The sequence below is a fragment of the Curtobacterium sp. MCBA15_005 genome (assembly GCF_001864855.1).
Taxonomy (GTDB): Bacteria; Actinomycetota; Actinomycetes; order Actinomycetales; family Microbacteriaceae; genus Curtobacterium; species Curtobacterium flaccumfaciens.
Window position 1 is genome coordinate 60,380 of the sequence record NZ_MJGL01000014.1, and the last position, 24,232, is coordinate 84,611.

Annotated in this window: 22 protein-coding genes; 16 read left to right on the top strand and 6 right to left on the bottom strand. The window is 72.1% G+C overall.

What is annotated here, in order from left to right; genetic code table 11:
- Window positions 1-563 precede the first annotated feature (563 nt).
- A complete protein-coding gene (locus BIU89_RS09105; RefSeq protein ID WP_083404278.1) occupies window positions 564-2,198 on the bottom strand; it encodes a molybdopterin-dependent oxidoreductase in 1,635 nt (544 codons plus the stop codon).
- A 172-nt stretch (window positions 2,199-2,370) separates the two neighbouring features.
- On the opposite strand from BIU89_RS09105, the gene BIU89_RS09110 reads away from it, so the two are divergent.
- On the top strand, window positions 2,371-3,093 hold the full coding sequence (locus BIU89_RS09110; RefSeq protein ID WP_139178911.1) for a hypothetical protein: 723 nt from the start codon (window positions 2,371-2,373) through the stop codon (window positions 3,091-3,093).
- A gap of 94 nt (window positions 3,094-3,187) precedes the next feature.
- On the opposite strand, the gene gndA is transcribed toward BIU89_RS09110, so the two are convergent.
- The gene (gene gndA, locus BIU89_RS09115; protein ID WP_027464472.1) at window positions 3,188-4,645 is read right to left on the bottom strand and encodes an NADP-dependent phosphogluconate dehydrogenase; all 1,458 of its coding nucleotides are present in this window, start codon (window positions 4,643-4,645) and stop codon (window positions 3,188-3,190) included.
- Between the two features lie 112 nt (window positions 4,646-4,757).
- Here gndA and BIU89_RS09120 point away from each other — a divergent pair, with 112 nt between their 5' ends.
- A complete protein-coding gene (locus tag BIU89_RS09120) occupies window positions 4,758-5,297 on the top strand; it encodes a gluconokinase (protein ID WP_071245987.1) in 540 nt (179 codons plus the stop codon).
- On the opposite strand, the gene BIU89_RS09125 is transcribed toward BIU89_RS09120, so the two are convergent.
- Window positions 5,284-5,547: an SHOCT domain-containing protein gene (locus BIU89_RS09125; RefSeq protein WP_139178914.1), complete on the bottom strand. Its 264-nt coding sequence runs from the start codon at window positions 5,545-5,547 to the stop codon at window positions 5,284-5,286. The two genes, BIU89_RS09120 and BIU89_RS09125, sit on opposite strands and share 14 nt — an antisense overlap.
- A 214-nt stretch (window positions 5,548-5,761) precedes the next feature.
- Between BIU89_RS09125 and BIU89_RS09130 the strand changes: the two genes are divergently transcribed.
- Both BIU89_RS09130 and BIU89_RS09135 read left to right on the top strand, forming a co-directional pair.
- Window positions 5,762-7,075, top strand: coding sequence for a sensor histidine kinase (locus BIU89_RS09130; protein WP_071245990.1), 1,314 nt, complete (start codon window positions 5,762-5,764; stop codon window positions 7,073-7,075).
- On the top strand, window positions 7,072-7,743 hold the full coding sequence (locus BIU89_RS09135; RefSeq protein WP_071245992.1) for a response regulator: 672 nt from the start codon (window positions 7,072-7,074) through the stop codon (window positions 7,741-7,743). Before BIU89_RS09130 ends, BIU89_RS09135 begins: the two co-directional genes overlap by 4 nt.
- A gap of 12 nt (window positions 7,744-7,755) precedes the next feature.
- On the opposite strand, the gene BIU89_RS09140 is transcribed toward BIU89_RS09135, so the two are convergent.
- The 3 genes from BIU89_RS09140 to BIU89_RS09150 all read right to left on the bottom strand — a co-directional run bounded on the left by BIU89_RS09140 (window position 7,756) and on the right by BIU89_RS09150 (window position 11,102).
- Entirely contained in the window at window positions 7,756-8,355 is a 600-nt protein-coding gene (locus BIU89_RS09140) for a class I SAM-dependent methyltransferase (protein WP_071245994.1), read from the bottom strand.
- Window positions 8,356-8,507: 152 nt separating this feature from the next.
- Complete coding sequence (gene uxaC / locus BIU89_RS09145) at window positions 8,508-9,947, bottom strand: glucuronate isomerase (RefSeq protein WP_071245996.1); 1,440 nt, start codon at window positions 9,945-9,947, stop codon at window positions 8,508-8,510.
- Between the two features lie 63 nt (window positions 9,948-10,010).
- Window positions 10,011-11,102, bottom strand: a complete 1,092-nt coding sequence (locus tag BIU89_RS09150; RefSeq protein WP_071245997.1) for a LacI family DNA-binding transcriptional regulator — start codon at window positions 11,100-11,102, stop codon at window positions 10,011-10,013.
- Window positions 11,103-11,222: 120 nt separating this feature from the next.
- Between BIU89_RS09150 and BIU89_RS09155 the strand changes: the two genes are divergently transcribed.
- The 12 genes from BIU89_RS09155 (at window position 11,223) to BIU89_RS09210 (ending at window position 24,141) form a co-directional block, all read left to right on the top strand.
- Window positions 11,223-12,578, top strand: a complete 1,356-nt coding sequence (locus BIU89_RS09155) for an ABC transporter substrate-binding protein (protein ID WP_175474995.1) — start codon at window positions 11,223-11,225, stop codon at window positions 12,576-12,578.
- On the top strand, window positions 12,578-13,600 hold the full coding sequence (locus tag BIU89_RS09160) for a carbohydrate ABC transporter permease (RefSeq protein WP_027464479.1): 1,023 nt from the start codon (window positions 12,578-12,580) through the stop codon (window positions 13,598-13,600). Before BIU89_RS09155 ends, BIU89_RS09160 begins: the two co-directional genes overlap by 1 nt.
- Window positions 13,597-14,556, top strand: coding sequence for a carbohydrate ABC transporter permease (locus BIU89_RS09165; protein WP_027464480.1), 960 nt, complete (start codon window positions 13,597-13,599; stop codon window positions 14,554-14,556). Before BIU89_RS09160 ends, BIU89_RS09165 begins: the two co-directional genes overlap by 4 nt.
- A gap of 73 nt (window positions 14,557-14,629) precedes the next feature.
- Window positions 14,630-15,469: a sugar phosphate isomerase/epimerase family protein gene (locus BIU89_RS09170; protein ID WP_071245998.1), complete on the top strand. Its 840-nt coding sequence runs from the start codon at window positions 14,630-14,632 to the stop codon at window positions 15,467-15,469.
- Window positions 15,466-16,677: a Gfo/Idh/MocA family oxidoreductase gene (locus BIU89_RS09175; RefSeq protein WP_071245999.1), complete on the top strand. Its 1,212-nt coding sequence runs from the start codon at window positions 15,466-15,468 to the stop codon at window positions 16,675-16,677. The genes BIU89_RS09170 and BIU89_RS09175 overlap by 4 nt, the downstream gene beginning before the upstream one ends.
- Window positions 16,674-17,561 (top strand): sugar phosphate isomerase/epimerase family protein, encoded by an 888-nt coding sequence (locus BIU89_RS09180; protein WP_071246000.1) that lies wholly within the window; start codon window positions 16,674-16,676, stop codon window positions 17,559-17,561. Before BIU89_RS09175 ends, BIU89_RS09180 begins: the two co-directional genes overlap by 4 nt.
- Window positions 17,558-18,841 (top strand): mannitol dehydrogenase family protein, encoded by a 1,284-nt coding sequence (locus BIU89_RS09185; protein ID WP_071246001.1) that lies wholly within the window; start codon window positions 17,558-17,560, stop codon window positions 18,839-18,841. Before BIU89_RS09180 ends, BIU89_RS09185 begins: the two co-directional genes overlap by 4 nt.
- Window positions 18,838-20,190, top strand: a complete 1,353-nt coding sequence (gene manD / locus BIU89_RS09190; RefSeq protein ID WP_254791556.1) for a D-mannonate dehydratase ManD — start codon at window positions 18,838-18,840, stop codon at window positions 20,188-20,190. Before BIU89_RS09185 ends, manD begins: the two co-directional genes overlap by 4 nt.
- A 62-nt stretch (window positions 20,191-20,252) precedes the next feature.
- Entirely contained in the window at window positions 20,253-21,161 is a 909-nt protein-coding gene (locus BIU89_RS09195; RefSeq protein ID WP_071246003.1) for a hypothetical protein, read from the top strand.
- Window positions 21,162-21,245: 84 nt separating this feature from the next.
- A complete protein-coding gene (locus BIU89_RS09200) occupies window positions 21,246-22,505 on the top strand; it encodes a sensor histidine kinase (RefSeq protein WP_071246005.1) in 1,260 nt (419 codons plus the stop codon).
- Window positions 22,502-23,158, top strand: coding sequence for a response regulator transcription factor (locus tag BIU89_RS09205; RefSeq protein WP_027464485.1), 657 nt, complete (start codon window positions 22,502-22,504; stop codon window positions 23,156-23,158). The genes BIU89_RS09200 and BIU89_RS09205 overlap by 4 nt, the downstream gene beginning before the upstream one ends.
- Window positions 23,159-23,166: 8 nt before the next feature.
- Entirely contained in the window at window positions 23,167-24,141 is a 975-nt protein-coding gene (locus BIU89_RS09210; RefSeq protein WP_071246009.1) for a hypothetical protein, read from the top strand.
- The last annotated feature ends 91 nt before the right edge of the window (window positions 24,142-24,232 follow it).

A 24,232-nucleotide genomic window follows, 5' to 3' on the forward strand; every position in this document is an offset into this window, starting at 1 on the left:
GGGCGAGGGGCGGGGCGGGCCGGCACCGGGCCTCCAGGCCATCGGGCGACCGGAGCGCGCCGGCGGCGGGCGGTCACGACATGCCGCTCAGGTTCGCCTTGGCGGCACGAAGTGTCGCCTGCGCGTCTGCTAACCGACGCTTTCGGTACCCCCGGCGTGACGCACGTGGCGTGTCGCGCGACCAGGGCGAGGGGCGGGGCGGGCTGGCACCGGGCCTCCAGGCCGTCGGGTGTCCGGAGCGCGCCGGCGGTGGGCGGTCACGACACACCGCTCAGGTTCGCCGAGGTGGCACGAAGTGTCGCCTGCGCGTCCGCGAACCGACGCTTTCTGCACCCCAGACGCGACGCACGCGGCGTGTCGTGCGACCAGGGCGAGGGGCGGGGCGGGCTGGCACCGGGCCTCCAGGCCGTCGGGTGACTGGAGCGCCCCGGCGTCGAGCGGTCACGACACACCGCTCAGGTTCGCCGAGGCGGCACGAAGTGTCGCCTGCGCGCCAACGAACCGACGCTTTCTGCCACCTCGACGGCAATCAGCGGGCGTGTCGCAGACCCACTCCCGGACGGTCAGCGCGCGTCGACCGTGACCGTGTGCCAGCCCGTCGCACCGTTGGGTGCCGGCGGCCGGTCCACGCTCGTCTGCACCTCGCCGTCCGCACTGGTCGCGCGCACCTCGATGCGGTGTGAGCCGGCGACCGGCGTCCACCGCACCACCCACTGTCGCCAGGTGTCCGCAGAGACCGAGTCGGCGAGTTCGGCGCGCTGCCAGTCGCCGTCTCCGACGCGGACCTCGACGGCCTTCACGCCCTTGTGCGGCTGCCACGCGACCCCGGCGATCGCCACCGGCTTGCCCGCGGTCACCGTCGACCCGTTCCGTGGGGTGTCGATGCGGGACTCGAGCTTGACCGGGCCCCGCTCCGACCAGCCACGCGGGGTCCAGTAGCCCTGCGCGTCGGCGAACCGGGTGACCTCGAGCTCGGTGACCCACTTCGTCGCCGAGACGTACCCGAACAGGCCCGGCACGACCATCCGCACCGGGAACCCGTGCTCGGTCGGCAGGGGCTCGCCGTTCATCCCGACCGCGAGCAGCGCCGCGGTGCCGTCGTCCTGCAGCACGTCGAGCGGGGTGCCGGCGGAGAACCCGTCGATGCTCCGTGAGAGCACCATGTCGGCGTCGCCCGTCGGACGTGCCCGGGCGAGGAGCTTCCGGATGGGGTAGCCCAACCAGCGTGCCGTGCCGATGAGGTCACCGCCGACCTCGTTCGACACGCAGCTCAGGGTGGCCACGTGCTCCTCGAGCGGCAGCGCGAGCAGCTCGTCCCACGTCAGCGTGATCTCCTGCTCGACCGCACCGTGGATGCGGAGCGACCAGTCGGCGGGATCGACCTGCGGCACGCGCAGCGCCGTGTCGATCCGGTAGAAGTCGGCGTTGGGCGTGATGTAGGGGGTGATGCCGTCGACGTCGAGCGACGCACCCGCGGGGACCGCCGGTGCAGCGGTCGCCGCGGCGGGCAGCCGGATGGCCCGCCTGGCAGCAGCGGCCGCCTGCATCGCGGACGACCCCAGCCGGGAGGCGGTGCCCACCGCGACCGCGACGGTCGCCGTCGCGACGCCCCAGACCAGGAACGTCCGGCGCTCCGTCGACGCGGGTCGCGGTGCCGCCGTCGGCACGGTCGCCGCGGCCTCCCACCGACGCAGCCGCTGGAGCAGCAGACGCAGGACGACCACCGCTGCCGCGATGCCGAGGACCGTCGGGGCACCGTCGAGCGTCCCGCTGCCCGAGCGGGTGCTGACGGCCAGCAGCGCCAGCACACCTCCGGCGGCGAACACGAGGGCGCCGAAGGGTGGGCGCACGCGTTCGAGGACACCGGCACCGGCACTGATCGCGATGACGATCACCGTCATGAGCACGAACAGGGCGACCTTGTCCCCGGTGCCGAACACGGCGACCATGAAGTCCTTCGCACCCGGGGGAGCGAGGTCGATGACGGCGGACCCGACGGCGACCAGGGGGCTGCCCGCTCCGCCGAGCAGCAGCGCGCCGAACTCGGCGACACCGAGGAACGCGGCGGCGGCCACGACGCCGACGATCGCGGCGATCAGCGTCCAACGTCGGGTCGCAGGGCCGTCGGGCCCGCTCGGGCCGTCCGACGGACCCGCCGTCGATCGCCCGATCGGTTCGTCCGTCGTCTCGGTGGTCACCGCCCGAGCGTAGGTCTCCCGGCCGCTCGTGGGCTGTGTGTGCGGGCTTCCCCGCGCGTTCATCGGGTTCGGCCAGCAGGTGCCGGGCGGCTCGTGGGAGGATCGGACCGTGCTGCAGCGTCCGGATGGTGTCCCGCGGTCCGGTCGTGCCCGCGGTGCACGGCGGACACCGATGTCTCCGGCACGTCGACTCGCCACCCTGCGCTGGGTGATCGTCGCCGTCTGGCTGGTCCTCCTGATCACCCGGATCGTCGTCGTCTCGACGGCGCCGGGCGTCGACCTCTCCTGGTACGGCATCGTCGAGTTCGGCGCGATCGCCCTCGGCGTCGTGATCATCGTGGTCGCCGTCGTGCGGACCGCGACGGCACGGCGGCGGCAGGCGGACGAAGCCCTCGCGCTCGCCATCCGGCGGATCGACCCGACGGTGTGGCTCGTGCCGGCGGCGCCGACACCGGAACTCCGTGGCATCGTCGACGAGGTCCGTCCGGACACCCACCTCGGTTCGCGCGTGACCTGGGCCTTCGGCGCCACCGAGGCCTCCCTGTGGGAACTCGACGAACGACGGGCGACCCGGCTGCTCGTGATCCGGTGGAGCCGTGTCGTGCACGTCGGACTCGAGGACGTGGCGGACGGCTTCGACGGCTCGGGACGACTCGACGGTGCAGCAGCAGCAGCCGACGGCGCGGGGCGACCCGGCGACTCGCCGCGACCTGGCGGTTCCGGTGCTGCTCGCCGCGCGTGTGCGGTGGCGATCCACCACGTGCGACCGGACGACACCCCCGCCGTGGCGACCTTCTTCGTCCGGAGCGCTCCGGGTTCGCGTCGGCTACTCGGGCGCGGTCCGCGGCTGGACCGACTCGTCGCCGACCTGGCACGGGAACGCATCGTCGCCTGACGCGGCGGAGGGCCCCGGGTTCAGCGAGGCCCTCCTGGCGAGGCCCCGCACCGACCACGGTGGTCGGCAGCGGGTGCGGCAGTGGGCGCGGTCGTCAGTGCGTGGACGGCTCCTGCTCGACCTCGCGGCGGTCGTCGTCCGACCACAGCGTGTGGAAGGTGCCGTCCTTGTCGATGCGCTGGTAGGTGTGTGCGCCGAAGAAGTCGCGCTGGCCCTGGATCAGCGACGCCGGCAGACGGTCGGACGCGAGCGAGTCGAAGTACGACAGCGCGGACGAGAAGCCCGGCGCGGGGACGCCCGACGCTGCCGCGATGCCGACGATGCGGCGCCAGGCGGCTTCGCCCTCGGCCACCGCGTTCGCGAAGTACGGGTCGACCAGCAGCGACTCGAGCTTCGGGTTCTCGGCGTAGGCCTCGACGATGCGGTTCAGGAACTGGGCACGGATGATGCAGCCGCCCCGCCAGATCTTCGCGACGTTGCCGAGGTCGATGTCCCAGCCGTACTCCTTCGCCCCGGCGATGATGAGGTCGAACCCCTGTGCGTACGCGACGACCTTCGAAGCGTAGAGCGCCGCACGGACGTCGTCGGCGAAGGTGTCCGGCACCTCGGCGATCTGCGGACGGTTCTTGACCGACTGCTGCACGGCGGCACGCTGCGTCGGCTTCGACGACACCGCACGGGCGAACACGGCTTCGCCGATGCCCGACACCGGGATGCCCAGGCCCACGGCGTTCTGCACGGTCCAGACGCCGGTGCCCTTCGAGCCGGCCGCGTCACGGATGACGTCGACGAGCGGCTTGCCGGTGTCGGCGTCGCGCTGCTTGAGGACCTCGCCGGTGATCTCGATCAGGTAGGACTCGAGGTCGCCCTTGTTCCACTCGTCGAAGACCTGCACCAGGTCCTCCACCGAGAGTCCGCCGACGCGACGGAGCAGGTCGTACGACTCGGCGATGAGCTGCATGTCGGCGTACTCGATGCCGTTGTGCACCATCTTGACGAAGTGCCCGGCGCCGTCGGTGCCGATGTGGGTCACGCACGGTTCACCTTCGGCCACCGCGGCGATCGACTTGAGGATCGGCCCGAGCGTCTCCCAGGCCTCCTTCGAGCCACCCGGCATGATCGACGGGCCCTTGAGCGCGCCCTCTTCACCACCGGAGATGCCGGTGCCGACGAAGTTCAGCCCCTTCTCGCGCAGGTCGTGCTCACGTCGGATGGTGTCGTGGAAGTTCGCGTTGCCGCCGTCGACGATGATGTCGCCCGGTTCGAACCGTTCGGCGAGCTGCCCGATCACGGCGTCGGTGCCCTTGCCGGCCTGCACCATGATGATGGCCGTCCGGGGCTTCGACAGCGAGGCGACGAACCCGTCGATGTCCTCGGACGCGATGAACCCGGCGTCGCCGTGCTCCTGGAGCAGCTCCTCGGTGCGGGCGTACGTGCGGTTGTAGACCGCCACCGTGTTGCCTTCGCGCGATGCGAGGTTGCGGGCGAGGTTCGAGCCCATCACTGCGAGTCCCACGACTCCGATGTTCGCCTGACCGTTGTTGTCTGCCACGGGGGCCTCCTTTGTCCTGACGTTGGCGCCCAACCTACGACCGGTGGTCTGGGACCGCACAGGTGTTCCGGGAACTGGGGACCAGAGTTCACCGGATCAATACTGTGGAGGGATGAGCGAGCTCGCTGTCCACCCGCCCGTCCTCGTGATGGGGGTCTCCGGCTCCGGCAAGTCCACCATCGGCCAGGCGCTCACCGACGCCCTGGTCGCGCAGGGTGAACCGTGCGTCTTCGTCGACGCCGATGACCTGCACCCGGCCGCCAACAAGGAGAAGATGCGGCAGGGCATCCCGCTCACCGACGAGGACCGCTGGCCGTGGCTCGACGCCTGCGCCGAGCGGATCGCCGCGGTCGAATCGGGCGGCTCCCGGTGCGTGATGGCGAACTCGGCGCTCAAGCGCGCCTACCGGGACCGTCTGCGCGAGTCGGCGCGGGGTCTCGTCATCGCCTTCCTCGACGGGTCGCGCGACCTGATCGCCGAACGGCAGTCCCACCGCCAGCACGAGTACATGCCGACGACGCTGCTCGACTCGCAGTTCGCGACCCTCGAGCGGCCGCAGCACGACGAGGCCGCCGTCGCGGTGTCGATCGACGGATCGGTCGACGACACCGTGCGGGAGATCCTCGCCGCGCTCGCGGTCACTTCCGGCTGAGCTCGGACAGCCGGGCGCGGTACTCCTCGGCGTCGATGTCGCCGCGAGCGAACCGGTCGGCCAGCACACCGCGGGCGTCGGAGCGGGCGCGCCAGCTCCCTCGTCGGAGCACCCCGAACACCAGGAACACGACGAGGAACGCGAAGAGGAAGAACGCTGGGAACAGGAAGAACGGGAACCCGCCGCCCTGCCAGTACGGGCCGTGGGCTGCTGCCGTCGTGAGTGCGGATGCGGTGATGGACGTGAACACGGTGATCTCCTGTGGTGGGTTTCGGGGCCGCTGTCGCGACACGTCGACTCTCCGGCCTGGAGGCCCGCCACGCGTCCGCCGCGCAGCCCCACTTCCGTCTGCTCCCGCGGTCGTACTGCGGTCGTTCCTCACCAGGGCCGTACTCCCCGGGGAGTAGTCCACAGGCACCCCTGCGGTCGATGCCGGGGCGGACCGACGTCCCTAGGCTCGACCCATGACGACAGGGCCACGCGAAGACGACCGCGACTCGGCTGGCGACCGCTGGCCGGGGCGCCAGCGATTCGCCCGGTCCGGTCGGGTCCTGCCGGTGGCCGTCGTGCAGATCGTCGGCACGATCCTCGCGTCCCGCATCACGGTCGCAGGGCCGGGCGGTCCGCCGTGGGCACGACACGGTGCGGTCGGCGGCGTCGATCCCGTCGTGCTCGGCCCACTCGCCGGCCTGCTCCTCGTGGCCGGCGTCGTCGTCCTGCCGTGGCGGTGGCGGTGGCCACGATCGGTGCTGCTCGTCACGTTGGCGACGACCGTCGGGTACGCCCTGGTCGTCAGCCCCCGCGGGCCCTTCGTGGCGGCGCTCACGATGGCGATCGCGAACGCGTGGCTGCGTGGCCACCGACGGACCGTGGCGGTGGCCGCTGTCGTCGCTGTCCTGGTGCTCCCGTCGGCCGACGTGCTGCTCGGCCGGGCTCCGGGGCTCGACCTCGGTGCTGTGCTGCTGTGCGCGGCGTGGCTGACGGTGACGATCGCCGTGTCCGAACTCGTCCGGGTTCAGATCGAGCGGGTCGCCGAACGCCGTCGACAGCGTGCCGAAGCCGAACGGGTGCGGGCGGGCGAGGAGCGTGTACGCATCGCCCGCGAACTGCATGACTCGGTGGCGCACAGCATGTCCCTCATCAACCTGCAGGCGGGCGTGGCTCTGCACCTCGGTGACGGACTCCCCGCGCAGACCCACGACGCCCTGCTGAACATCCGTGACTCGAGCCGCGATGCGCTCGTCGAGCTCCGGACGATCCTCGGGGTGCTGCGCTCGGTGGATGGTGGCCCCGCGAGCAACGGTGGACCCGATCGGAGTCCCGTTCCCGGCCTCGATCGGGTCGCGGAGCTCGTCGATCGAGCGCGTGCCGCCGGCGTCGCGGTCGAGCTCCGGATCCACGGCGACCCGTCGAGCGTCACCGGGACCACCGGCCGGAGCGCTTTCCGCATCGTGCAGGAATCCGTCACGAACGTCATGAAGCACGCCCCCGGTCACGACACGTCGGTCGTGGTCACCGTCGGGGCCGACGTCGTCGACCTGGTCGTCGAGGACCACCCGTCGGCTGTCCCGGACCGCTCCGCGCGACGAGTCGGCCTCGGCGCGACCGGCAACGGCATCATCGGCATGCGGGAGCGCGCCGCCGCGGTCGGCGGAGAGCTGTCCGTGGGTCCGACGACGGACGGCGGTTGGCGCGTCGTGGCGCGCCTGCCGATCAGTACCGGCGGTTCGACCGACGACGCCGGTTCGATCGACGTCGCGGACGGAGCCGGATCATGACCCCGATCACCGTCCTGCTCGTCGACGACCAGGTCCTCATCCGTGCCGGCCTCCGCGCGCTCCTCGACGCCGAACCCGGCATGGCCGTCGTCGGCGAGGCCGGCGACGGGGACGCTGCGGTCGAAGCTGCCCGGGCGCTGCGACCCGACGTGGTGCTCATGGACATCCGCATGCCCGGCACCGACGGGCTCGCCGCCACCCGCAGCATCAGCGACGACCCGGACCTCGAGGGCGTGCACGTCGTCATCCTCACGACCTTCGAGCAGGACGATTACGTCTTCGAGGCGATCCGGTCCGGGGCGGCCGGGTTCCTGGTGAAGGACACGGAACCCGCCGAACTCCTCCGCGCCGTCCGCACCGTGGTGGCCGGCGACTCGTTGCTCTCACCCGGTGCGACCCGTTCCCTGGTCGAGGCGTACGCCACCCACGCGAAGCCGTCGTCCCTCGCGCCGGGCCTCTCGGTGCTCACCGATCGCGAGCGCGAGGTCATGCAGCTCGTGGCGGTCGGGCTCACCAACGCCGAGATCGCCGCGCGGCTGTTCGTCAGTCCGCTCACCACGAAGACCCACGTCTCCCGAGCGATGATCAAGCTCGGTGCCCGCGACCGCGCGCAGCTCGTCGTGTTCGCCTACGAGACCGGACTCGTCACTCCGGGCTGGCAGCTCTGACACCGCGGCCGATCAGCGGCGCACCGCACTGATCGCCCCGTGCGGCCGGTGCCCCGGGTCCGTGCGGGTGTGGACGTCCACGACGTCGAAGCCCGCTTCGTCCAGCAGCGCCACCAGGGACGCGACCGGCCAGCGGTAGGCGGTGATGACCGCGTGGTCGAAGGCTTCGACCGCGGCGCCCTCGAAGAACCCGAGCAGCAGCCCACCGCCGGGGGTGAGCACCCGACGGAACTCGTCGAGTGGCCCACCGATCCGCGACGGTTCGTGGTGGATCACCGAGTACCAGGCCAGGACCCCGTCGACGCTGCCGTCCGCGAGCGGGAGCGCGTCGAGTGACCCAACCCGGAAGTCGACCGAGGAGCCGTGCGTCCGTCGTGCGTGCTCGACGAACTCCGGCGCCGCGTCGATGCCGCTGACACGGTGCCCCTGCCGTGCGAGGTGCGCCGTCCAGTGGCCGGGGCCGCACCCGGCGTCGACCAGGGGACCGCTCTGACCGGCTGCCCAGGCGTCGACGAGGGCTCGGTCGTCGGGGTGGACGGCGTCCATCGACCCGAGCAGCGCCGCGTACTCGTCGGCCCGAGCGCTGTACGCCGCCGTCACCCGCTCCGTCATGCGCCCGACCGTACCGCCGCAGCGCCGAACCGTGCGAGGTTCCGTGTTCCGTGCGACCCGGCAACCCTCGCACCGAGAACGGAACCTCGCACCAAGCAGCAACACCGCGCTGCGCCAAGCAGCCGCACCGCGCCGCGCCGCACCCGCCCGCGTCAGAGCTTGAACGTCGCCCGCGGGATGTCGGACACGATGCGCCGGGCGGCGCGGACGGCGTCCTCCTCGGAGATCTGGTGCGTGACCACGAGCGACGCCAGGTACGCCGCGTCCGCCCGCCGCGCCATGTCGTGCCGCGCGGGGATGGAGCAGTACGCGCGGGTGTCGTCGATGAACCCGGAGGTCTTGGTGAACGACGCGGAGTCGGTGACGGCCGACCGGTAGCGCCCGATGGCCGCCGGGGTGTCGATGAACCACCACGGCGCGCCCGCGTACACGGCGGGGTAGAAGCCCGCGAGCGGCCCGATCTCGCGCGAGAAGACGGTCTCGTCGACGGTGAAGAGCACCAGGTGGAACCCGGGAGCGGTGCCGAAGGACTCGAGCAGCGGCCGGAGCGGCTCGGTGAAGGACCCGACGGCCGGCAGGTCGTGCCCGGTGTCCGGCCCGAAGCGCTCGAGCGTCGGGGTGTGGTGGTTCCGGATCACGCCGGGGTGCAGTTGCATGACGAGGCCGTCCTCGACGCTCATCTCCGCCCAGCGGTAGAGCATGTCGTGCCGGTACGCCGTCGCCTCGGCCTCGGTGACCGACGACGCATCGCGCAGCGCCGCCGCGTGGATGCGTTCCCGCTCGCTCGACGGCAGGGGAGCGGAGCCCGCGTCGAGCACCCCGGTGTCCGTGGCGGTCGCGCCGTGCTCGATGAAGTACCGGCGACGTGCGCGGAGAGCCGCCAGCAGCCCTGCGTGGGTGCCCGTGTCGATGCCGGCGGCCTCGCCGATCGACGCGACCACGGGCCTCCAGTCCGACCGCGTCGGGTCGAACACGGCGTCCGCGCGGAACGTGGGGAGCACCCGGCCGGTGAAGTCGGGGTCCGCCGCGAGCTGCGCGTGCGCAGCGAGGTCGTCCGCCGGCCCGTCCGTGGTGGCGAGGACCTCGATGCCGAAGGCGTCGAAGAGCGCGCGTGGCCGGAAGGCGGGGGACGCCAGCAGGCCGGCGATGTGGTCGTACTGGTCGTCCGCGTTCGCGGCGGACGGCGCCTGCTCGAGCCCGAACACGTCGTGCAGCTCCGTCTCGAACCAGTAGCGCACGGGGGTCCCGAGGAAGTCGTCCCAGTGCTCCGCCAGCTGCCGCCAGACGGCGCGGCCTGGAGGCACGGGGTCGGTTCCCGACAGGTCCGTGCGTCCCAGCGCGGCCAGGTCCACCCCGTTCGCGTGCAGCAGGCGGAGCACGTAGTGGTCGGGCGTGATGAGCAGCGATGCGGGGTCGCTGAACGGCTGGTCCGAGGCGATCAGCGCCGCATCGACGTGCCCGTGCGGCGAGATGATCGGGGCGTCCTTGACCGCCTCGTACACGGTGCGTGCCACGGCTCGTGCCCCGGGGTCGGCGGGGAACAGCCGGTCGGGGTGCGGTGCGAGCCGGGTGGGGGTGCTGGTGCGGGTCATCATCGACTCCTTCGGGGGGCGGCGAGTTCGCCGGTGGCGAGTGCGGGGGCTGCTCGTGCGGGATCAGTCGGTGCCGGTGCCGGCACGGGGTGCCGGTCCGGTCGACTCGCGCACGGTCAGGTGGGTGGGCAGGGCGACGGCACCGGACATGTGCTCCCCGGGCAGTTCGTCGGCGGGCAGCGCGCCGAGCCGTCCTAGCAGCATCCGGATCGCGACCCGGCCGGCACGCTCGATCGGCGAGGTCATCGTGGTGAGCGGCGGGTTGCAGAAGTCGGCGCCGAAGATGTCGTCGCAGCCCACGATGCTCATGTCCCCGGGGACGCGGACCCCGCGCTCCCGCAACCGGGCGAGCATCCCGATGGCGATCAGGTCGTTGAAGGCGATGCACGCGGTCGCACCGGCGTGCACGGCGGCGTCGGCGGCCGCCGCGCCGGAGTCGACGAAGGGTGCGTGCGGCCCGACCCGGGCGACGCGGATCCCCAGGCGCTTGGCGACCTGCACGAGGGCGCGCCACCGACGCTCGTTCGACCACGAGCTGTCCGGCCCGGCGACGTACAGGATCTCCCGGTGTCCCAGTGACACCAGGTGCTGCACCGCCTGCTCCACCCCGCCGGGGGTGTCGATGAGCACCGAGGGCACGCCGGTGGGCCGACGGTTCACGACGACCAGGGGGATCCGCTCCGCGAACCGTGCGATCTGCGCGTCGGACAGTCGTGACGCCGTGAGCACGACCCCGTCGGCCTTCGCCCCCACGGCGGTGAGTGCGGCCATCTCGGCGTCGGCGGACTCCTCGGTGTCGACGAGCAGCTGCGTCCAGCCGGCGCCGGCGAGCTGGTGCTGGGTGCCCCGGATGACGTCGAAGTAGAACGGGTTCGTGATGTCGGACACGAGCACGGCGACGGCGCGGGTGCGGCCCGAGGTCAGCGCCCGGGCCTGCGAGTTGGCGACGTAGCCGAGCTCGCGGGCGGCCCGCTGGATGCGCTCCTGGGTGACGGGGTTGACCCGGTCGGGCAGGGACAGGGCGCGGGAGACGGTGGACGCGGCGACCCCGGTGGCGTCGGCGATGTCACGGATGGTGACGCGACGCGCGGCACCAGCGGCGGCGCCGGCAGCACCGCCCGTGCGCCCGCCGCCGTCCGTCGAGAGGTCCTTCACGAGGCCGAACGTATTCGCGTCTGGCAACAAGTGGCAACCGGTTGCCGCATGTTGCCAACGGCGGAACAGTGGTGCCACCGAGCAGCGCCGCTCGGAGGAGGTCTCGAGGAGGAAACCCCCGTGAAGACGCGAAGACTGCAAGTCCGCACCCTCGTCGGTGCCGTCGCCGTGGTCGCCCTCGCCGCACTGTCCCTGCAGGGATGTGCCGTGGTGAACGGCAGCGGCGACGACCCGAACACCCTCCGCGTGATGATGGGCGCGGACACCACCTACCCCAAGGAACGCAAGCAGTGGCAGCGGGAGACCGCCGCCGAGTTCAAGCGCACGACCGGTGCCGACATCCAGTGGGAGACCTACTCGTCCGCGCAGGAGGAGTTGACCGCGATCCAGACGAGCGTCATCTCCGGGCAGGGCCCCGACGTCTACGCGATCGGCACCACCTTCACACCGACCGCGTACGCCACCGGTGCCTTCGTCAAGATGGGCACGAAGGAGTGGGACGCGATCGGCGGCAAGGACCAGTTCGACCCCGCGTCGTTCGGCATCTCCGGTCCGAGTGCGTCGAAGCAGATCGGGATCCCGTTCGCCAGCCGTCCGTTCGTGATGGCGGTGAACAAGGACCTGCTCGCGAAGGCCGGCATCACCGACATGCCCACGACGTGGGACGAGCTGACCGCCGACGCGAAGGCCACCACGGGTGACGGACGCCACGGCATGGCGATCGCCTACGCCGACGGCTTCGACCCCTGGAAGTTCGTGTGGGGGATGGCCCAGAACGCCGGCAACACGATCGTCGACGGCTCGAAGGCCGAGATCGACAGCGAGGCCGTCGAGAACGCCTACCGCACCTACTTCGACTGGGTGACGAAGGACGGTGTCGTCGACCCGGCCGCGATCGGCTGGAACAACGCCCAGGCCCTCGCGCAGTTCACCGAGGGCAAGGCGGCGTTCTTCCCGATGACGACCACCACCGCCATCAACTCCTTCAAGGGCACCAAGGTCGACGGCAAGTACGAGTTCGCGCTGCTGCCGACCGTCCCGCCGGGTGCGACGGAACGTCCGTCCGACGGCATCGAGGCCGCCAGCATCCTGTCCGGCGACAACTGGGTCGTCGCCGACTACGGCACCAAGCAGGAGCTGTCGTTCGCGTTCGTCAAGCAGCTCAGCGCGCCGAAGGCCCAGCTCGAGTACTACGACCTGTTCGGCAACCTGCCGACCAACGCGTCCGCCGCCGCCGACCTGGCGGCCGACAACCCGCAGCTCAAGCCGATCATCGACGCCGGCCGCCTGTCCAAGCCGACCGCGTTCACCGGCGCCTGGTCCGACATCCAGCTCGCCCTGGTCGACGTGGTCGTGCAGTCGATCCCGTCGCTGAAGTCCGGCGAGGTCACCGACGACCAGCTCCGCAAGCGACTGCAGGACGCCCAGAAGGACGCCCAGGCCACCCTCGACCGTCAGAAGAACGGAGGTCTGTGATGACCAGCACGCAGACCAGGCCCCGCACCGACGCGGCGCCGCCCCGGCCGGTCCGCCCCGCCGGCAAGACGCCCCTCTACAAACGGGAGCGTCCACTGTGGATGCTCCTGCCCGGCGGCGTCCTCATGCTCGCCGTCATCGTGGTGCCGCTCCTGGTGGGCTTCTGGATCGCGATGCTCGACCTCGACCAGTACACGCTCCGCCAGTGGTTCAGCGCCCCGTTCGTCGGGTTCGCCAACTTCACCGAGGCGTTCACGAACTCGCCGCTGCTGCACTCCATCTGGATCTCGGTGTCGCTGTCGGTGCTCGTCACGGCCGTGACCGTGCCGATCGGGGTCGCCGCCGCGATCTCGACCCAGAACCGGTTCCCCGGTCGCGGGCTCGTCCGCTCGATCTACCTGATCCCGTACGTGCTGCCCGCGTTCGTCGTCGGCACGTTCTTCCGCACGATGCTCCAGCCGCAGGGCGTCGTGAACTCGATCCTGCACACCGACGTGCTGTGGCTGAACGGCTCGGCGTCGTACTGGGCGCTCGCCGGGGTGATGATCTGGACGAGCTGGCCCTTCGTCTACCTGCTGTCCCTGGCCGGGCTGCAGGCCGTGGACAACGAGGTGCACGAGGCCGCCGCGCTCGACGGGGTGACCTGGTGGGCGAAGCTGCGCTACATCATCTTCCCGTACCTGCGCGGACCCCTCAGCCTCGCGGTGATCATCTCGATCCTGCACAACATCAACAACTTCACGCTGCCGTTCGTGCTGTTCGGCATCCCGCTGCCGTCCAGCGTCGAGGTGATGCCCGTCCTGACGTACATCGCGAGCTTCCAGTCGTTCCGCTTCGGCCTGTCCGCGGCGATGGCGATCTGCTCGCTCGTGATCGTCGCGATCCCGCTGTTCGTCTACCTGCGGGCGGTCAAGCTCGACACCGGCGACGACGCCGGCCCCAACCGGAAGCAGCGTCGCGCCGACCGCGCCACGCTCGCCGCCGCCCCGACCGCCGCCGACATCGACGGAGCACGCGCATGACCACCCCGAGCACGTCCTTCAGCACCCGCACCCGCCCCACCGCGACGCTCACCGAGAGCATCACGACCGGCAACGGCGGGCGACGGAACAAGCGCCCGTACGACACCGACGTCACCCGGCTGCTGCCGCGCTGGCTGCTCGTCACCGTCATCGCGGTGATCATCGCGTTCATCGCCGTCCCCGTGCTCTACATCCTGTTCGGCTCGGTCAACTCCGACGTCGCCGTCGCCCGTGGCGAGTACTTCCCGTCCGAGTTCACGCTGTCGAACTACGTCGAGATCTGGTCCACCGTCGCCCTCGGCGAGGGACTGGTGAACTCGATGCTCACCGCCGGTGCCGTCGCCGTCGCGAGTGCCGCGCTCGCCGTGTCCACGGCCTACGTGCTCGTCCGGTTCCGGTTCCTCGGGCGGCTGACCATCCTGCGTGGGCTCCTCGCCCTGCAGTCGATCCCGGGCACGCTCCTGCTCCTGCCGGTCTTCGTGGTGTTCTCGAACATCGCCAGCGCCACCGGCGTGCAGATCATCGGCACCCGCTGGGGCCTGTTCGTCACCTACCTGACCTTCGCCCTGCCGTTCTCGACGTGGGTCATGGTCACGTACCTGCGCGGCCTGCCGAAGGAGCTCGAGGAGGCGGCGCGCATCGACGGCGCCAGCTCGACGAAGATCCTGACGAAGATCGTGCTGCCGCTGTCGTGGCCGGGCATCGTCGTGTCCGCGATCTTCGCCTTCCTGCTCGGCTGGAACGACGTCCTGTTCTCCACGATCATGACGACCCCGAACACCCGGACGGTCGCCGTGGTCCTGCAGGTGCTCGGCACCACCCAGGAGGGCGGCGCGGTCCCGATCTACGGCCAGATGATGGCCGCCTCGATCGTCTGCGCGGTCCCCGTCGTCGCCCTGTACCTGATCTTCCAGCGCTACCTGGTCGGCGGGCTCACCGCTGGCTCCGTCAAGTAGGCCGCAACCCAGAACCGGACTGGAGGCCCGTGGCGGCCCCGCCACGCGCCTCCAGTCCGAACGAAAGGACACCATGACCGACCAGCCCAGTTGGGAACTCTCCGGTTTCGGCGACGAGATCGACGCCGACCCGGTCGTCCAGGTCGCGGTCCTCCAGGCGCTCGGCGCGAGCGCCATCGAGGTCCGCAGCGCCTGGGGCGTCAACGTCGTCGACCTCGACGAGGACCAGCTCGCCGGACTCCACCGGCTGCTCGACGAGCGCGGGCAGACCGTGTCCGCGATCGCCTCGCCGATCGGCAAGGTGCCCGTCGACGAACCCGTCGAGCACGAGGTGTCACGGCTCGCCCGTGCGATCCGTGCCGCGCACGTCCTCGGCACGACGAACATCCGGATCTTCTCGTTCTACTTCGAGGGCCGCGCGCCCGACGACGTCCGCGACGACGTCCTCGTCCGGATGCGGGCGCTGGCCGACCTCGCCGAGCGCGAAGGCGTGACCCTGCTGCACGAGAACGAGAAGGACATCTACGGCGATGTCCCCGCGCGCGTGCTCGACATCGTCGAGAGCGTCGGTTCGTCCGCGCTCCGCCTGGCCTGGGACAACGCGAACTACGTGCAGTGCGGCGTCCGGCCCTTCACCGACGGCTGGGAGCAGCTCGCCCCGTACGTCGACTACCTGCAGGTCAAGGACGCCCTCGCCGCCGACTCGTCGGTGGTGCCAGCGGGCGAGGGTGACGGCGAACTCGTCGAGACCCTGACCGCGCTCCGCGACGCCGGGTACTCCGGGTACGCCTCGCTCGAGCCGCACCTCAGCGACTTCACCTCCCTCGGCGGGTTCTCCGGTCCCGCGGCCTTCGGTCGTGCCGCCCGCGCCTTCCGCACCCTCACCGACCAGATCGGAGTCACCCTGCGATGACCGAACCCACCAACCCGCTCCGCCTGGCCGTCGTCGGCGCCGGTGTCATCGGACGCCACCACGCCACCGTCGCCGTCCACCACCCCGACCTGCAGGTCGTCGCCCTCGTCGACGCCGTGCCCGAAGCCGCCACGAGCGCAGCCGACGCGATCGAGGCGATGGGCGTCGACCGTCCGATCACGACGTCCACCATCGAGGAAGCGATCGAGCAGACCGACATCGACGTCGTCGCGATCTGCTCGCCGTCCGGCATGCACGTGCAGCTCGCCGAGGCCGCCCTGGCCGCGGGGAAGCACGTCGTCATCGAGAAGCCGCTCGACACCACGATGCCCCGGGCACGGCAGATCGCGGCGCTCGCCGCAGCCGCGCGCGACCGCGGACTCGTCACCAGCGTCATCAGCCAGCACCGCTTCGACCCGGCGTCGGCAGCCGTCGCCCGGGCCGCGCACGACGGCGGGTTCGGCACCGTGACCTCGGGGCTCGCGAGCGTCGCCTGGTACCGGTCGCAGGGGTACTACGACTCCGGTGACTGGCGCGGCACCTGGGCGCTCGACGGCGGCGGCGCCGTGATGAACCAGGGCGTGCACACCGTCGACCTGCTCGTCTGGGCGCTCGGTCGTCCGGTCGAGATCTCGGCCCAGACCGGGCTCCTCGCCCACGACCGCATCGAGGTCGAGGACACCGCCGTCGCCACCGTCCGGTTCGTCGGCGGGGCGCTCGGGGTCGTCCACTGCACGACCGCGGCGTACCCGGGGCTCTCCGCCCGGTACGCCGTGTACGGCACGCACGGCTCCGCCATCGTCGACGACGACCGGCTCGCGTACTTCCACATCGCCCCGGACACCGCCACGCTCGAGTCCGCGTCCACCACGTCGAACGCCACCGCGGTCGCCGGCGCGGTCGACCAGAAGGACCAGGTCGTCCCGCCCGAGCACGTCGTCGGCGGCCCGGCTGAACCCGACCACTTCGCCGCGGGCCACGCTCGGCAGTACACGGACATCGTCGACGCGATCCGGCAGGGACGCGAACCGGGGGTCACCGTCGACGCGGCCCTCGTGTCGCTCGCCACCGTCCGCGGGCTCTACGTCAGTGCGACGCTCGGGCACCCCGTGCGCATCGACGACGTGATCGACGGGAAGTACGACGACGTGGTGCCGGTCGTCGGCACACCCGCCACCGCCAGCGCGACCGAAGGAGCCACCCGATGAAGTTCTCCGTGTTCACCGCCTCCACCCCCGACTGGACCCCGTCCGAAGCCGCCGAGACCCTGGCCGCGCAGGGCTGGGACGGCATCGAGTGGCGCATCGTCGACGACCGCCCGGCCGACGGCGCCGAGGTCCCCGCCGAACGGTCGTTCTGGGCGGGCAACAACTCGACGTGGCAGTACACCGGCATCCGCGACCGGGTCGGCGAGATCGCCCGGGTCACCGACGCCGCCGGGCTCGAGTACTCGGGCATCGGCGGCTACCAGTCGGCCGCCGACCACGACGGCGTCGAGACGATGCTGCGCGTGACCAGCGAACTGGGTGCCCGGCAGGTCCGCGTCACGATGCCGAACTACCGGGCCGAGAAGGAACGCACCGGCGAGACCTACCCCGAGCTCTTCGACCGCACCCGCACCGACCTCGAGTGGGCGGCGGACCGCGCGGCCGAACTCGGCGTCAAGGTGTTGGTCGAGCTGCACCACATGACGATCACACCGTCGGCCTCCGCAGCGCTGCGGCTGATCGACGGTCTCGACCCCGCACACGTCGGCGTCATCCACGACCTCGGCAACCTCGTGATCGAGGGTGACGAGGACCACCTCGCCGCGTTCGAACTGCTCGGGCCGTACCTGGCACACGCCCACGTGAAGAACGCCCGCTGGGTCGACACCGGCGACACCCGGGCCGACGGCAGTTCGATCTGGCAGCACGAGTGGGCACCCCTGCGCACCGGCCAGGCGTCGGTGTCCGAGTACCTCGACGCGCTCCGCCAGGTCGGGTACGACGGGTGGGTCACCATCGAGGACTTCTCCACCGACCTCCCGCTCGAGACCCGCACCGCCGACAACCTGGCGTACCTCCGCTCCCTCGTCCCGGTGTCGGCATGACCGACCGGCGTCCGGGCATCGTCCATGTGGGGGTGGGTGCGTTCGCTCGCGCCCACCTCGCCTGGTACACCGCCCACACCACGGGGGGGCCGTGGGGCATCACTGCCTTCACCGGCCGCTCGCCCGCGGCCGCGGACGCGTTGGCCGCGCAGGACTGCCGGTACACGCTGGTCACGCGAGCCGCGTCCGGCGACGGAGCCGAGGTGGTCGACACCATCGTGGCCGCCCACCCGGGCAGCGACGACACGGCCTGGAGGCACGTGGTCGCGTCCCCCGAGACAGCCATCGTCACGCTGACGGTCACCGAGCAGGGCTACCGGCCCGGTTCCGACGTGCCGGCGCGGCTGGTCGCGGGGCTCGACGCCCGCCGTGCCGCCGGTTCCGGGCGCATCGCGCTGGTCAGTCTCGACAACCTGACGCACAACGGGGTGGTCCTGCGCGGCGCCGTGCTCGACGCCGTCACCGACGACGACCTGCGCGACTGGATCGAGGCGAACGTCGCGTTCCCGAGCTCGATGGTCGACCGGATCACCCCCGCGACCACCGACGCCGACGTCGCTCATCTGTCGGAACTGCCGGGTGCGCTCGCCGGAGACCGGGTCCCCGTCGTCACCGAGCCGTTCGCCGAGTGGGTGCTCGAGGACGCCTTCGCGGGCATCGACCGGCCCGCGTGGCAGACGGCCGGCGTCCGGATCGTCGACGACGTCACCCCGTACGAGCAGCGGAAGCTCTGGCTGCTGAACGGCTCGCACTCGCTCCTCGCCTACCTGGGGTTGCAGCTCGGCCACGACACCGTGGCCGAGGCGATGGACGACCCGGTCTGCCGCACCGCCGTCGAGCAGCTCTGGGACGAAGCCGCGCTCGAGCTCCCGCTGCCCGAGGCCGAGGTCACCGACGCCCGCGCGGCCCTGGTCGAGCGGTTCGCCAACCCGCGCATCCGGCACACGCTGCGGCAGATCGCGTCCGGCGGCTCGCAGAAGCTGCCCGTCCGTGTCGTCGACGTCGTGCGGCACCGGCTCGCCCGCGACCCCTCGGCCGGCATCGGCACCGGAGCGGCCACCGCCCTCGCCGCGTGGTGGTTGCACGTCACCGAGCAGTCCGACCTGGTGGACGACCCCGGTGCCCCCGGGCCAGACTCGGACGTGCACGACGTCCTGGCCGTCGTCGCGCCCGAACTCGACACCGCCCCCGTGGTCGCCGCCGTGACGGCGGCGGTCGACCGCATCCGCACCGCCGCGGCACGCGCCCGCGAACGCTCCAACGGAGGAGTCCACGCATGACCGACACGAACACCACGAACCCCGCGGCCCCGGTGCCCGGCGCCGCCGACAGCGGGCCGGCCGAGACCACCGCCGGCCGTCCGGACACCTGGGCCTCGGCGGACCGCGGCCAGCTGATCGATCGGGCCGAGGTCATCGTGACCAGCCCGAACCGGAACTTCGTGACGCTCAAGCTCACCACGGCCGACGGCGTCACCGGACTCGGCGACGCCACCCTGAACGGCCGTGAGCTCGCGGTCTCCGCCTACCTGTCCGAGCACGTCGTCCCGCTGCTCGTCGGCCGTGACGCCAGCCGCATCGAGGACGCCTGGCAGTTCCTGTACCGGTCGTCGTACTGGCGCCGCGGCCCGGTCACCATGGCCGCGATCGCGGCCGTCGACATGGCCCTCTGGGACATCAAGGCGAAGGTCGCCGGGATGCCGCTGTACCAGCTGCTCGGCGGGGCATCGCGCACCGGGCTCATGGCGTACGGCCACGCCTCGGGCAAGGAGCTGCCCGAGCTGTTCGACTCCATCCGCGAACACCAGGAAGAGGGCTACCGCTCGATCCGGGTGCAGACCGGGGTCCCCGGCCTCGAGTCCATCTACGGCATCGCGTCGAACACGACCACCGAGGGCAATGCCGGCGTCCGCTACGACTTCGAGCCCGCCCAGCGTGGTGCGAACCCGGCGATGGAGGACTGGGACACCCGCGCTTACCTGCGCCACGTGCCCACCGTGTTCGAGGCCGTCCGCAACGAGTTCGGCCCCGAACTGCCCCTGCTGCACGACGGCCACCACCGGATGACCCCGCTGCAGGCCGCCAAGCTCGGCAAGTCGCTCGAGCCCTACGACCTGTTCTGGCTCGAGGACTGCACCCCCGCCGAGAACCAGGAGGCCCTGAAGCTCGTCCGGCAGCACACCACGACGCCGCTCGCGATCGGCGAGGTCTTCAACACCATCTGGGACTTCAAGGACATCATCCGCGACCAGCTCATCGACTACGTCCGCGGTGCCGTCACGCACATGGGCGGCGTCACGCCGCTCAAGAAGACGATGGAGTACGCGGCGCTGTACCAGGTCAGGTCCGGGTTCCACGGACCGACCGACATCTCCCCGGTGGGGCTCGCCGCGCAGATGCACCTCGGGCTCGCGATCCACAACTTCGGCATCCAGGAGTACATGCAGCACGGGCCGCAGACCAACCAGGTGTTCCACCAGACCTTCACGTTCACCGACGGCTACCTGCACCCGGGTGACGAGCCGGGCCTCGGGGTCAGCCTCGACGTCGACGAAGCCGGCAAGTACCCCTACGAGCAGGCGTACCTGCCGTTCAACCGCCTGGCCGACGGCACCGTCCACGACTGGTAGTCCCCGACGCCGTGGCGGGCACGGTGTTGAGCAGGCACGGTGTGAGCAGGCACAGTGGTGGCATGGAGTTCGCCGACGTCGCCAGGGAGCTGCTGCTCGTCGCGCCGCAGGACTTCGTCGCCGAACGCACCGCACGACAACGCGCGGCGCGGAAGGACGACCGTGCCCTCGCGACGGCGATCGGGAAGCTCCGGAAGCCCGCCCCGGCTGCCTGGGTGATCGACCTGCTCGCCCACGACGGTGCCCTCGACGACGCCGTCGACCTCGGACCGGCGCTCCGCAAGGCGCAGGCGGACGCCGACCCCGACGCGATCCGGACCCTCCGTCGGCAGCGCGCCGAGGTCGTCGACGCCCTCGCGCAGGCCGGCGCGGACCTGGCGTCCGACGCCGGACACCCCGTCACCCCGGCGGTGCTCGAGCAGGTCCGGTCGACGATCGAGGCGGCGATGGCGGACCCGCACGCCGGCGCGGCCGTCCGGTCGGGGCTGCTCGTGACGGCGCTCGAGAGCGTGGGGTTCGACGCGGTCGACCTCGACGGGGCGCTCGCGGATCCGGACGCGGTCCCCGATGCCTGGTCCGGCAGCGATGCCCCACCCATCCCCATCTCCCAGGCGAGGGGTGCGCGGAAGGCGAGCCGTGTCTCCGGGCCCGCGCAGCGCGACGCCCCGGAGTCGGAGCCGGACGCCGAACCCGAACCGAAGCGCGACCCGGCCGCGGACCGGAAGGCCGCGCGCCAGGCCGAGACCGCAGCGCGCGCGGAGTCCCGCGACGCCGACGCAGCACTCGACGCCGCCGAGGCCGATCTCGAACAGGCGGAGGAGCGCCGCGCGGAGCTCCAGCGTGCCCTCGAGCAGGCCGAGGCCGAGATCACCCGGCTCGAGGCAGCCCGCGACGAGGCCGAGGCAGCGAGCGACCGGGCGCGCGACGTCCTCCGCGCCGCGCAGGAGCACCGTCGGGAGGTCGGCCGCTGAGCCGTCCGGTCGGACCTCATCACCTCGGATGAAAAGCGGCCGAACGGCTCGGTCCCCGTCCGGCGCGGCCCATACGCTCGCGTCATGACCTCCCTCCTCCGCCGGTACCGGCACCTGCTGGCCCCCGCCGCCGGCGCCGTGTACCTCGTGCTCTGGATCGTCGCCGAGGCCGGACGCGCGGGGCTCGCCGACCACGTCGTCGTGGTGTCGGCCTTCGCCGTCGCCATCGGCCTCGCCGCGTGGATGCCCGCGACCGCGCTCGGACTGGTCGTCGGCATCCCGCTCCTGCAGGCGGCCCGACTGCTCACCCGGCCGACCGACACGACCTGGCCGGAGTACCTGGCGATCGCGATCGTCGTCGGCGTCGTCGGCGCCGGTCGGTCCGACCTGCTCCGCTACCTGGCGGTCCCCGTGCTCCTGCTCGCGAGCGCGGCGGCCGCCTGGGCGATGGCGGTCCCGACCGCTGCCGACCAGGACGTCTGGGGCAGCTGGGTGGGGAACTCCGGCGGGACCCGGTCCGACCTCGTCACGATCACCTTCGCGTTCGTCGGGGTCAGCGGTGTCACCTGGGCGGTCGGCGTGGCCATCGGTGCCGCGTGGCGGATCGGCCTCGCCCGGGTCCGGGTGGTCGAGGCGCAACGCCGCACCGAGGTGACCACGACCGAGCTCCGGGCCGAGCAGGAGCGCGCACGGATCGCCCGCGACGTGCACGACTCGCTCGCCCACTCACTGGCGGTCGTCGTGTCCCAGGCCCAGGGTGCCGCGGCCATCGCCGTGCGGGACGAGCACGCCGCCCGGGCGCTGCAGGACATCGCCGACGTGAGCCGCTCGGCACTGGGCGACGTCCGGGCCCTGGTGGAACGCATCCAGGCGAGTGACGACGCCGACCGCCACGGGCTGCCCGACGTCCCCGACCTGGTCGAGGACATGCGGGAGCTCGGGATGACCGCGACGTTCGAGGAGCACGGCGCCGGGGTCCTGCCCGCGGGCAGCGCCAGCGCGGTGCACCGGATCGTGCAGGAGAGCCTGACGAACGTGCTGAAGCACCAGGGGCGGACAGCGACGGCCCGGGTGGCGCTCGACTGGCGCGGCCCGGGGCTCGGCGTCGTCGTGACGTCACGGGGGAGCGAACCCCTCGTCGAGCTCGACGGCGCGGGGTCCGGTGTCGCCGGGATGCAGGAGCGTGCCCGGCTGGCCGGCGGCTGGCTGCGTGCCGGTGTCGGCGACACCCCGGACGAGTGGGTCGTCACCGCGTGGCTGCCGACGACCGCGGCCGTGCCGACCACGGCGACGGCCGACACCGACAGCGACACCGAGGCCGTCCTGCCGGAGCACGTCCGATGAGCGCCGTCCGCGTCGCCGTCGTCGACGACCAGCGGCTGTTCGCCACCGGGATGCAGATGCTCGTCGACGCCCAGGACGACATGACCTGTGTCGGGACCGCCGGTGACGGTGCCGCCGCCCTCGAGCTCTGCGCCGCCGAGCACCCCGACGTGCTGCTGCTCGACCTGCGGATGCCGGTCATGAACGGCATCGAGACCCTGACGCGTCTCGTCGCCTCGACCCAGGACCGCCCGCGGGTCGTCGCGCTCACGACCATCCGCCGCGACGATGCCGTGCTCGCCGCACTCCGCGCCGGCGCCGCTGCGTTCCTGACGAAGGACGCCCTGCCCGACGTCGTCACCGCGACCATCCGCGACGTGCACGCCGGGCGACCGGCCCCGACCGAAGCCGAGGCACTCGACCTGCTGCGCGCGCAGGGCACCCCGGCCGTGACCGACCGACGCGACGAGGTCCTCGACGCGCTGACGGCCCGCGAGCGCGAGGTCTTCCTGCTCGTCGCGAAGGGGCTCAGCAACGCCGAGATCGCCGAGTCGGTCTTCCTGAGCGACGCCACCGTGAAGACCCACGTCCGCGCCGTCCTGACGAAGCTCGGACTCCGGAACCGGATCCAGGTCGTCATCACCGCACACGAACGCGGCCTCGTCCGCGCCTAGGGGGAACCATGCAGATCACGAACCGCGTCGCGAAGACCGGCACCGCCGTCGTCGTCCTCGCCGGACTGGCCACCGCCGTCGTCCACGGGTTGCCCGAACGCGCCGACGTCGCGGTCGCCCCCACCGTCGAACAGGACAGCACGGCGTGGGCGATGCCGCTCGACGCCTTCGTCGCGCCGGCCTCGTCGAAGACCACGTACGCCGAGGACCTGGTGGCCCAGCCCTGCCTGCGGAAGGCCGGCATCGACGACCCGGCTCCCTGGGCGACCGCGGCCGGGCTGCAGGCCGACGACGACGTGGCCGACACCGCCGCTCGGGCGAACCCCGCACCCGCACTCGCGACCACCCGGCCCCTCACCGCGGCGCTCGCCGAGACCCGCGGCTACCACGGGCCGTCCGCCGCCGGTGCGAACCAGGAGGGCCTGCGGCAGTGGGGGTACGACCCGGACCGCCAGGCCGCGTTCGCCGCGCTCCCGGACGACGTGGCCGCCCGTTGCTGGAACGCCGCCCGGAAGACCCTCGGCACCACGCTGCGCGGCACCGAGCAGACCGCGTCCGAACTGGCCCAGCGCCTGACGTACCTGGCGGCGCTGGACGCACGCCAGGACGACCCGGTCCGCACGGCCGCGGCCGGGTGGCGCACCTGCATGGCGCCGTCCGGTGTGCCGGACCTGCCGGCGGGTCCGGAGGGCATGCCGTCCCCCTCGATGCACGTCAGCGCCCGTGACGGCGACCAGGTCGTCCTGTTCTCGGACGATCCGGGGAAGGCCGAGGTCGCCGTCGCCGGACGGGACGTCGCGTGCCAGGAGTCATCCGGCTACCGCAGCGCGCTGTACGCGGCGGAGTGGGAGCGGCTGCTGCACGTCACCGCGACCGACGCGGCCGCGCTCCGGAAGGGTTCGACGCGGCAGCCGCAGGTGGACGCCCGCCTCGACCGGGTGATCGCGCGGCTCGCCCCTGCGGCACCGGCGGACGTCGACTGACGCGGCGGTCGCGGGGAGCGGTCCTGGGGGGAGCGCCCCGCGCCCGCCGCGTGGGGACGACGGACGGGAGGCCCGTGGCAGGACCGCCACG

Coding starts and splice junctions, on each gene's coding strand:
- BIU89_RS09110 (WP_139178911.1), top strand. CDS start 2,371: ATGTCTCCGGCACGTCGACTCGCCACCCTGCGCTGGGTGATCGTCGCC.
- BIU89_RS09120 (WP_071245987.1), top strand. CDS start 4,758: ATGAGCGAGCTCGCTGTCCACCCGCCCGTCCTCGTGATGGGGGTCTCC.
- BIU89_RS09130 (WP_071245990.1), top strand. CDS start 5,762: ATGACGACAGGGCCACGCGAAGACGACCGCGACTCGGCTGGCGACCGC.
- BIU89_RS09135 (WP_071245992.1), top strand. CDS start 7,072: ATGACCCCGATCACCGTCCTGCTCGTCGACGACCAGGTCCTCATCCGT.
- BIU89_RS09140 (WP_071245994.1), bottom strand. CDS start 8,355: ATGACGGAGCGGGTGACGGCGGCGTACAGCGCTCGGGCCGACGAGTAC.
- uxaC (WP_071245996.1), bottom strand. CDS start 9,947: ATGACCCGCACCAGCACCCCCACCCGGCTCGCACCGCACCCCGACCGG.
- BIU89_RS09160 (WP_027464479.1), top strand. CDS start 12,578: ATGACCAGCACGCAGACCAGGCCCCGCACCGACGCGGCGCCGCCCCGG.
- BIU89_RS09165 (WP_027464480.1), top strand. CDS start 13,597: ATGACCACCCCGAGCACGTCCTTCAGCACCCGCACCCGCCCCACCGCG.
- BIU89_RS09170 (WP_071245998.1), top strand. CDS start 14,630: ATGACCGACCAGCCCAGTTGGGAACTCTCCGGTTTCGGCGACGAGATC.
- BIU89_RS09175 (WP_071245999.1), top strand. CDS start 15,466: ATGACCGAACCCACCAACCCGCTCCGCCTGGCCGTCGTCGGCGCCGGT.
- BIU89_RS09180 (WP_071246000.1), top strand. CDS start 16,674: ATGAAGTTCTCCGTGTTCACCGCCTCCACCCCCGACTGGACCCCGTCC.
- BIU89_RS09185 (WP_071246001.1), top strand. CDS start 17,558: ATGACCGACCGGCGTCCGGGCATCGTCCATGTGGGGGTGGGTGCGTTC.
- manD (WP_254791556.1), top strand. CDS start 18,838: ATGACCGACACGAACACCACGAACCCCGCGGCCCCGGTGCCCGGCGCC.
- BIU89_RS09195 (WP_071246003.1), top strand. CDS start 20,253: ATGGAGTTCGCCGACGTCGCCAGGGAGCTGCTGCTCGTCGCGCCGCAG.
- BIU89_RS09200 (WP_071246005.1), top strand. CDS start 21,246: ATGACCTCCCTCCTCCGCCGGTACCGGCACCTGCTGGCCCCCGCCGCC.
- BIU89_RS09205 (WP_027464485.1), top strand. CDS start 22,502: ATGAGCGCCGTCCGCGTCGCCGTCGTCGACGACCAGCGGCTGTTCGCC.
- BIU89_RS09210 (WP_071246009.1), top strand. CDS start 23,167: ATGCAGATCACGAACCGCGTCGCGAAGACCGGCACCGCCGTCGTCGTC.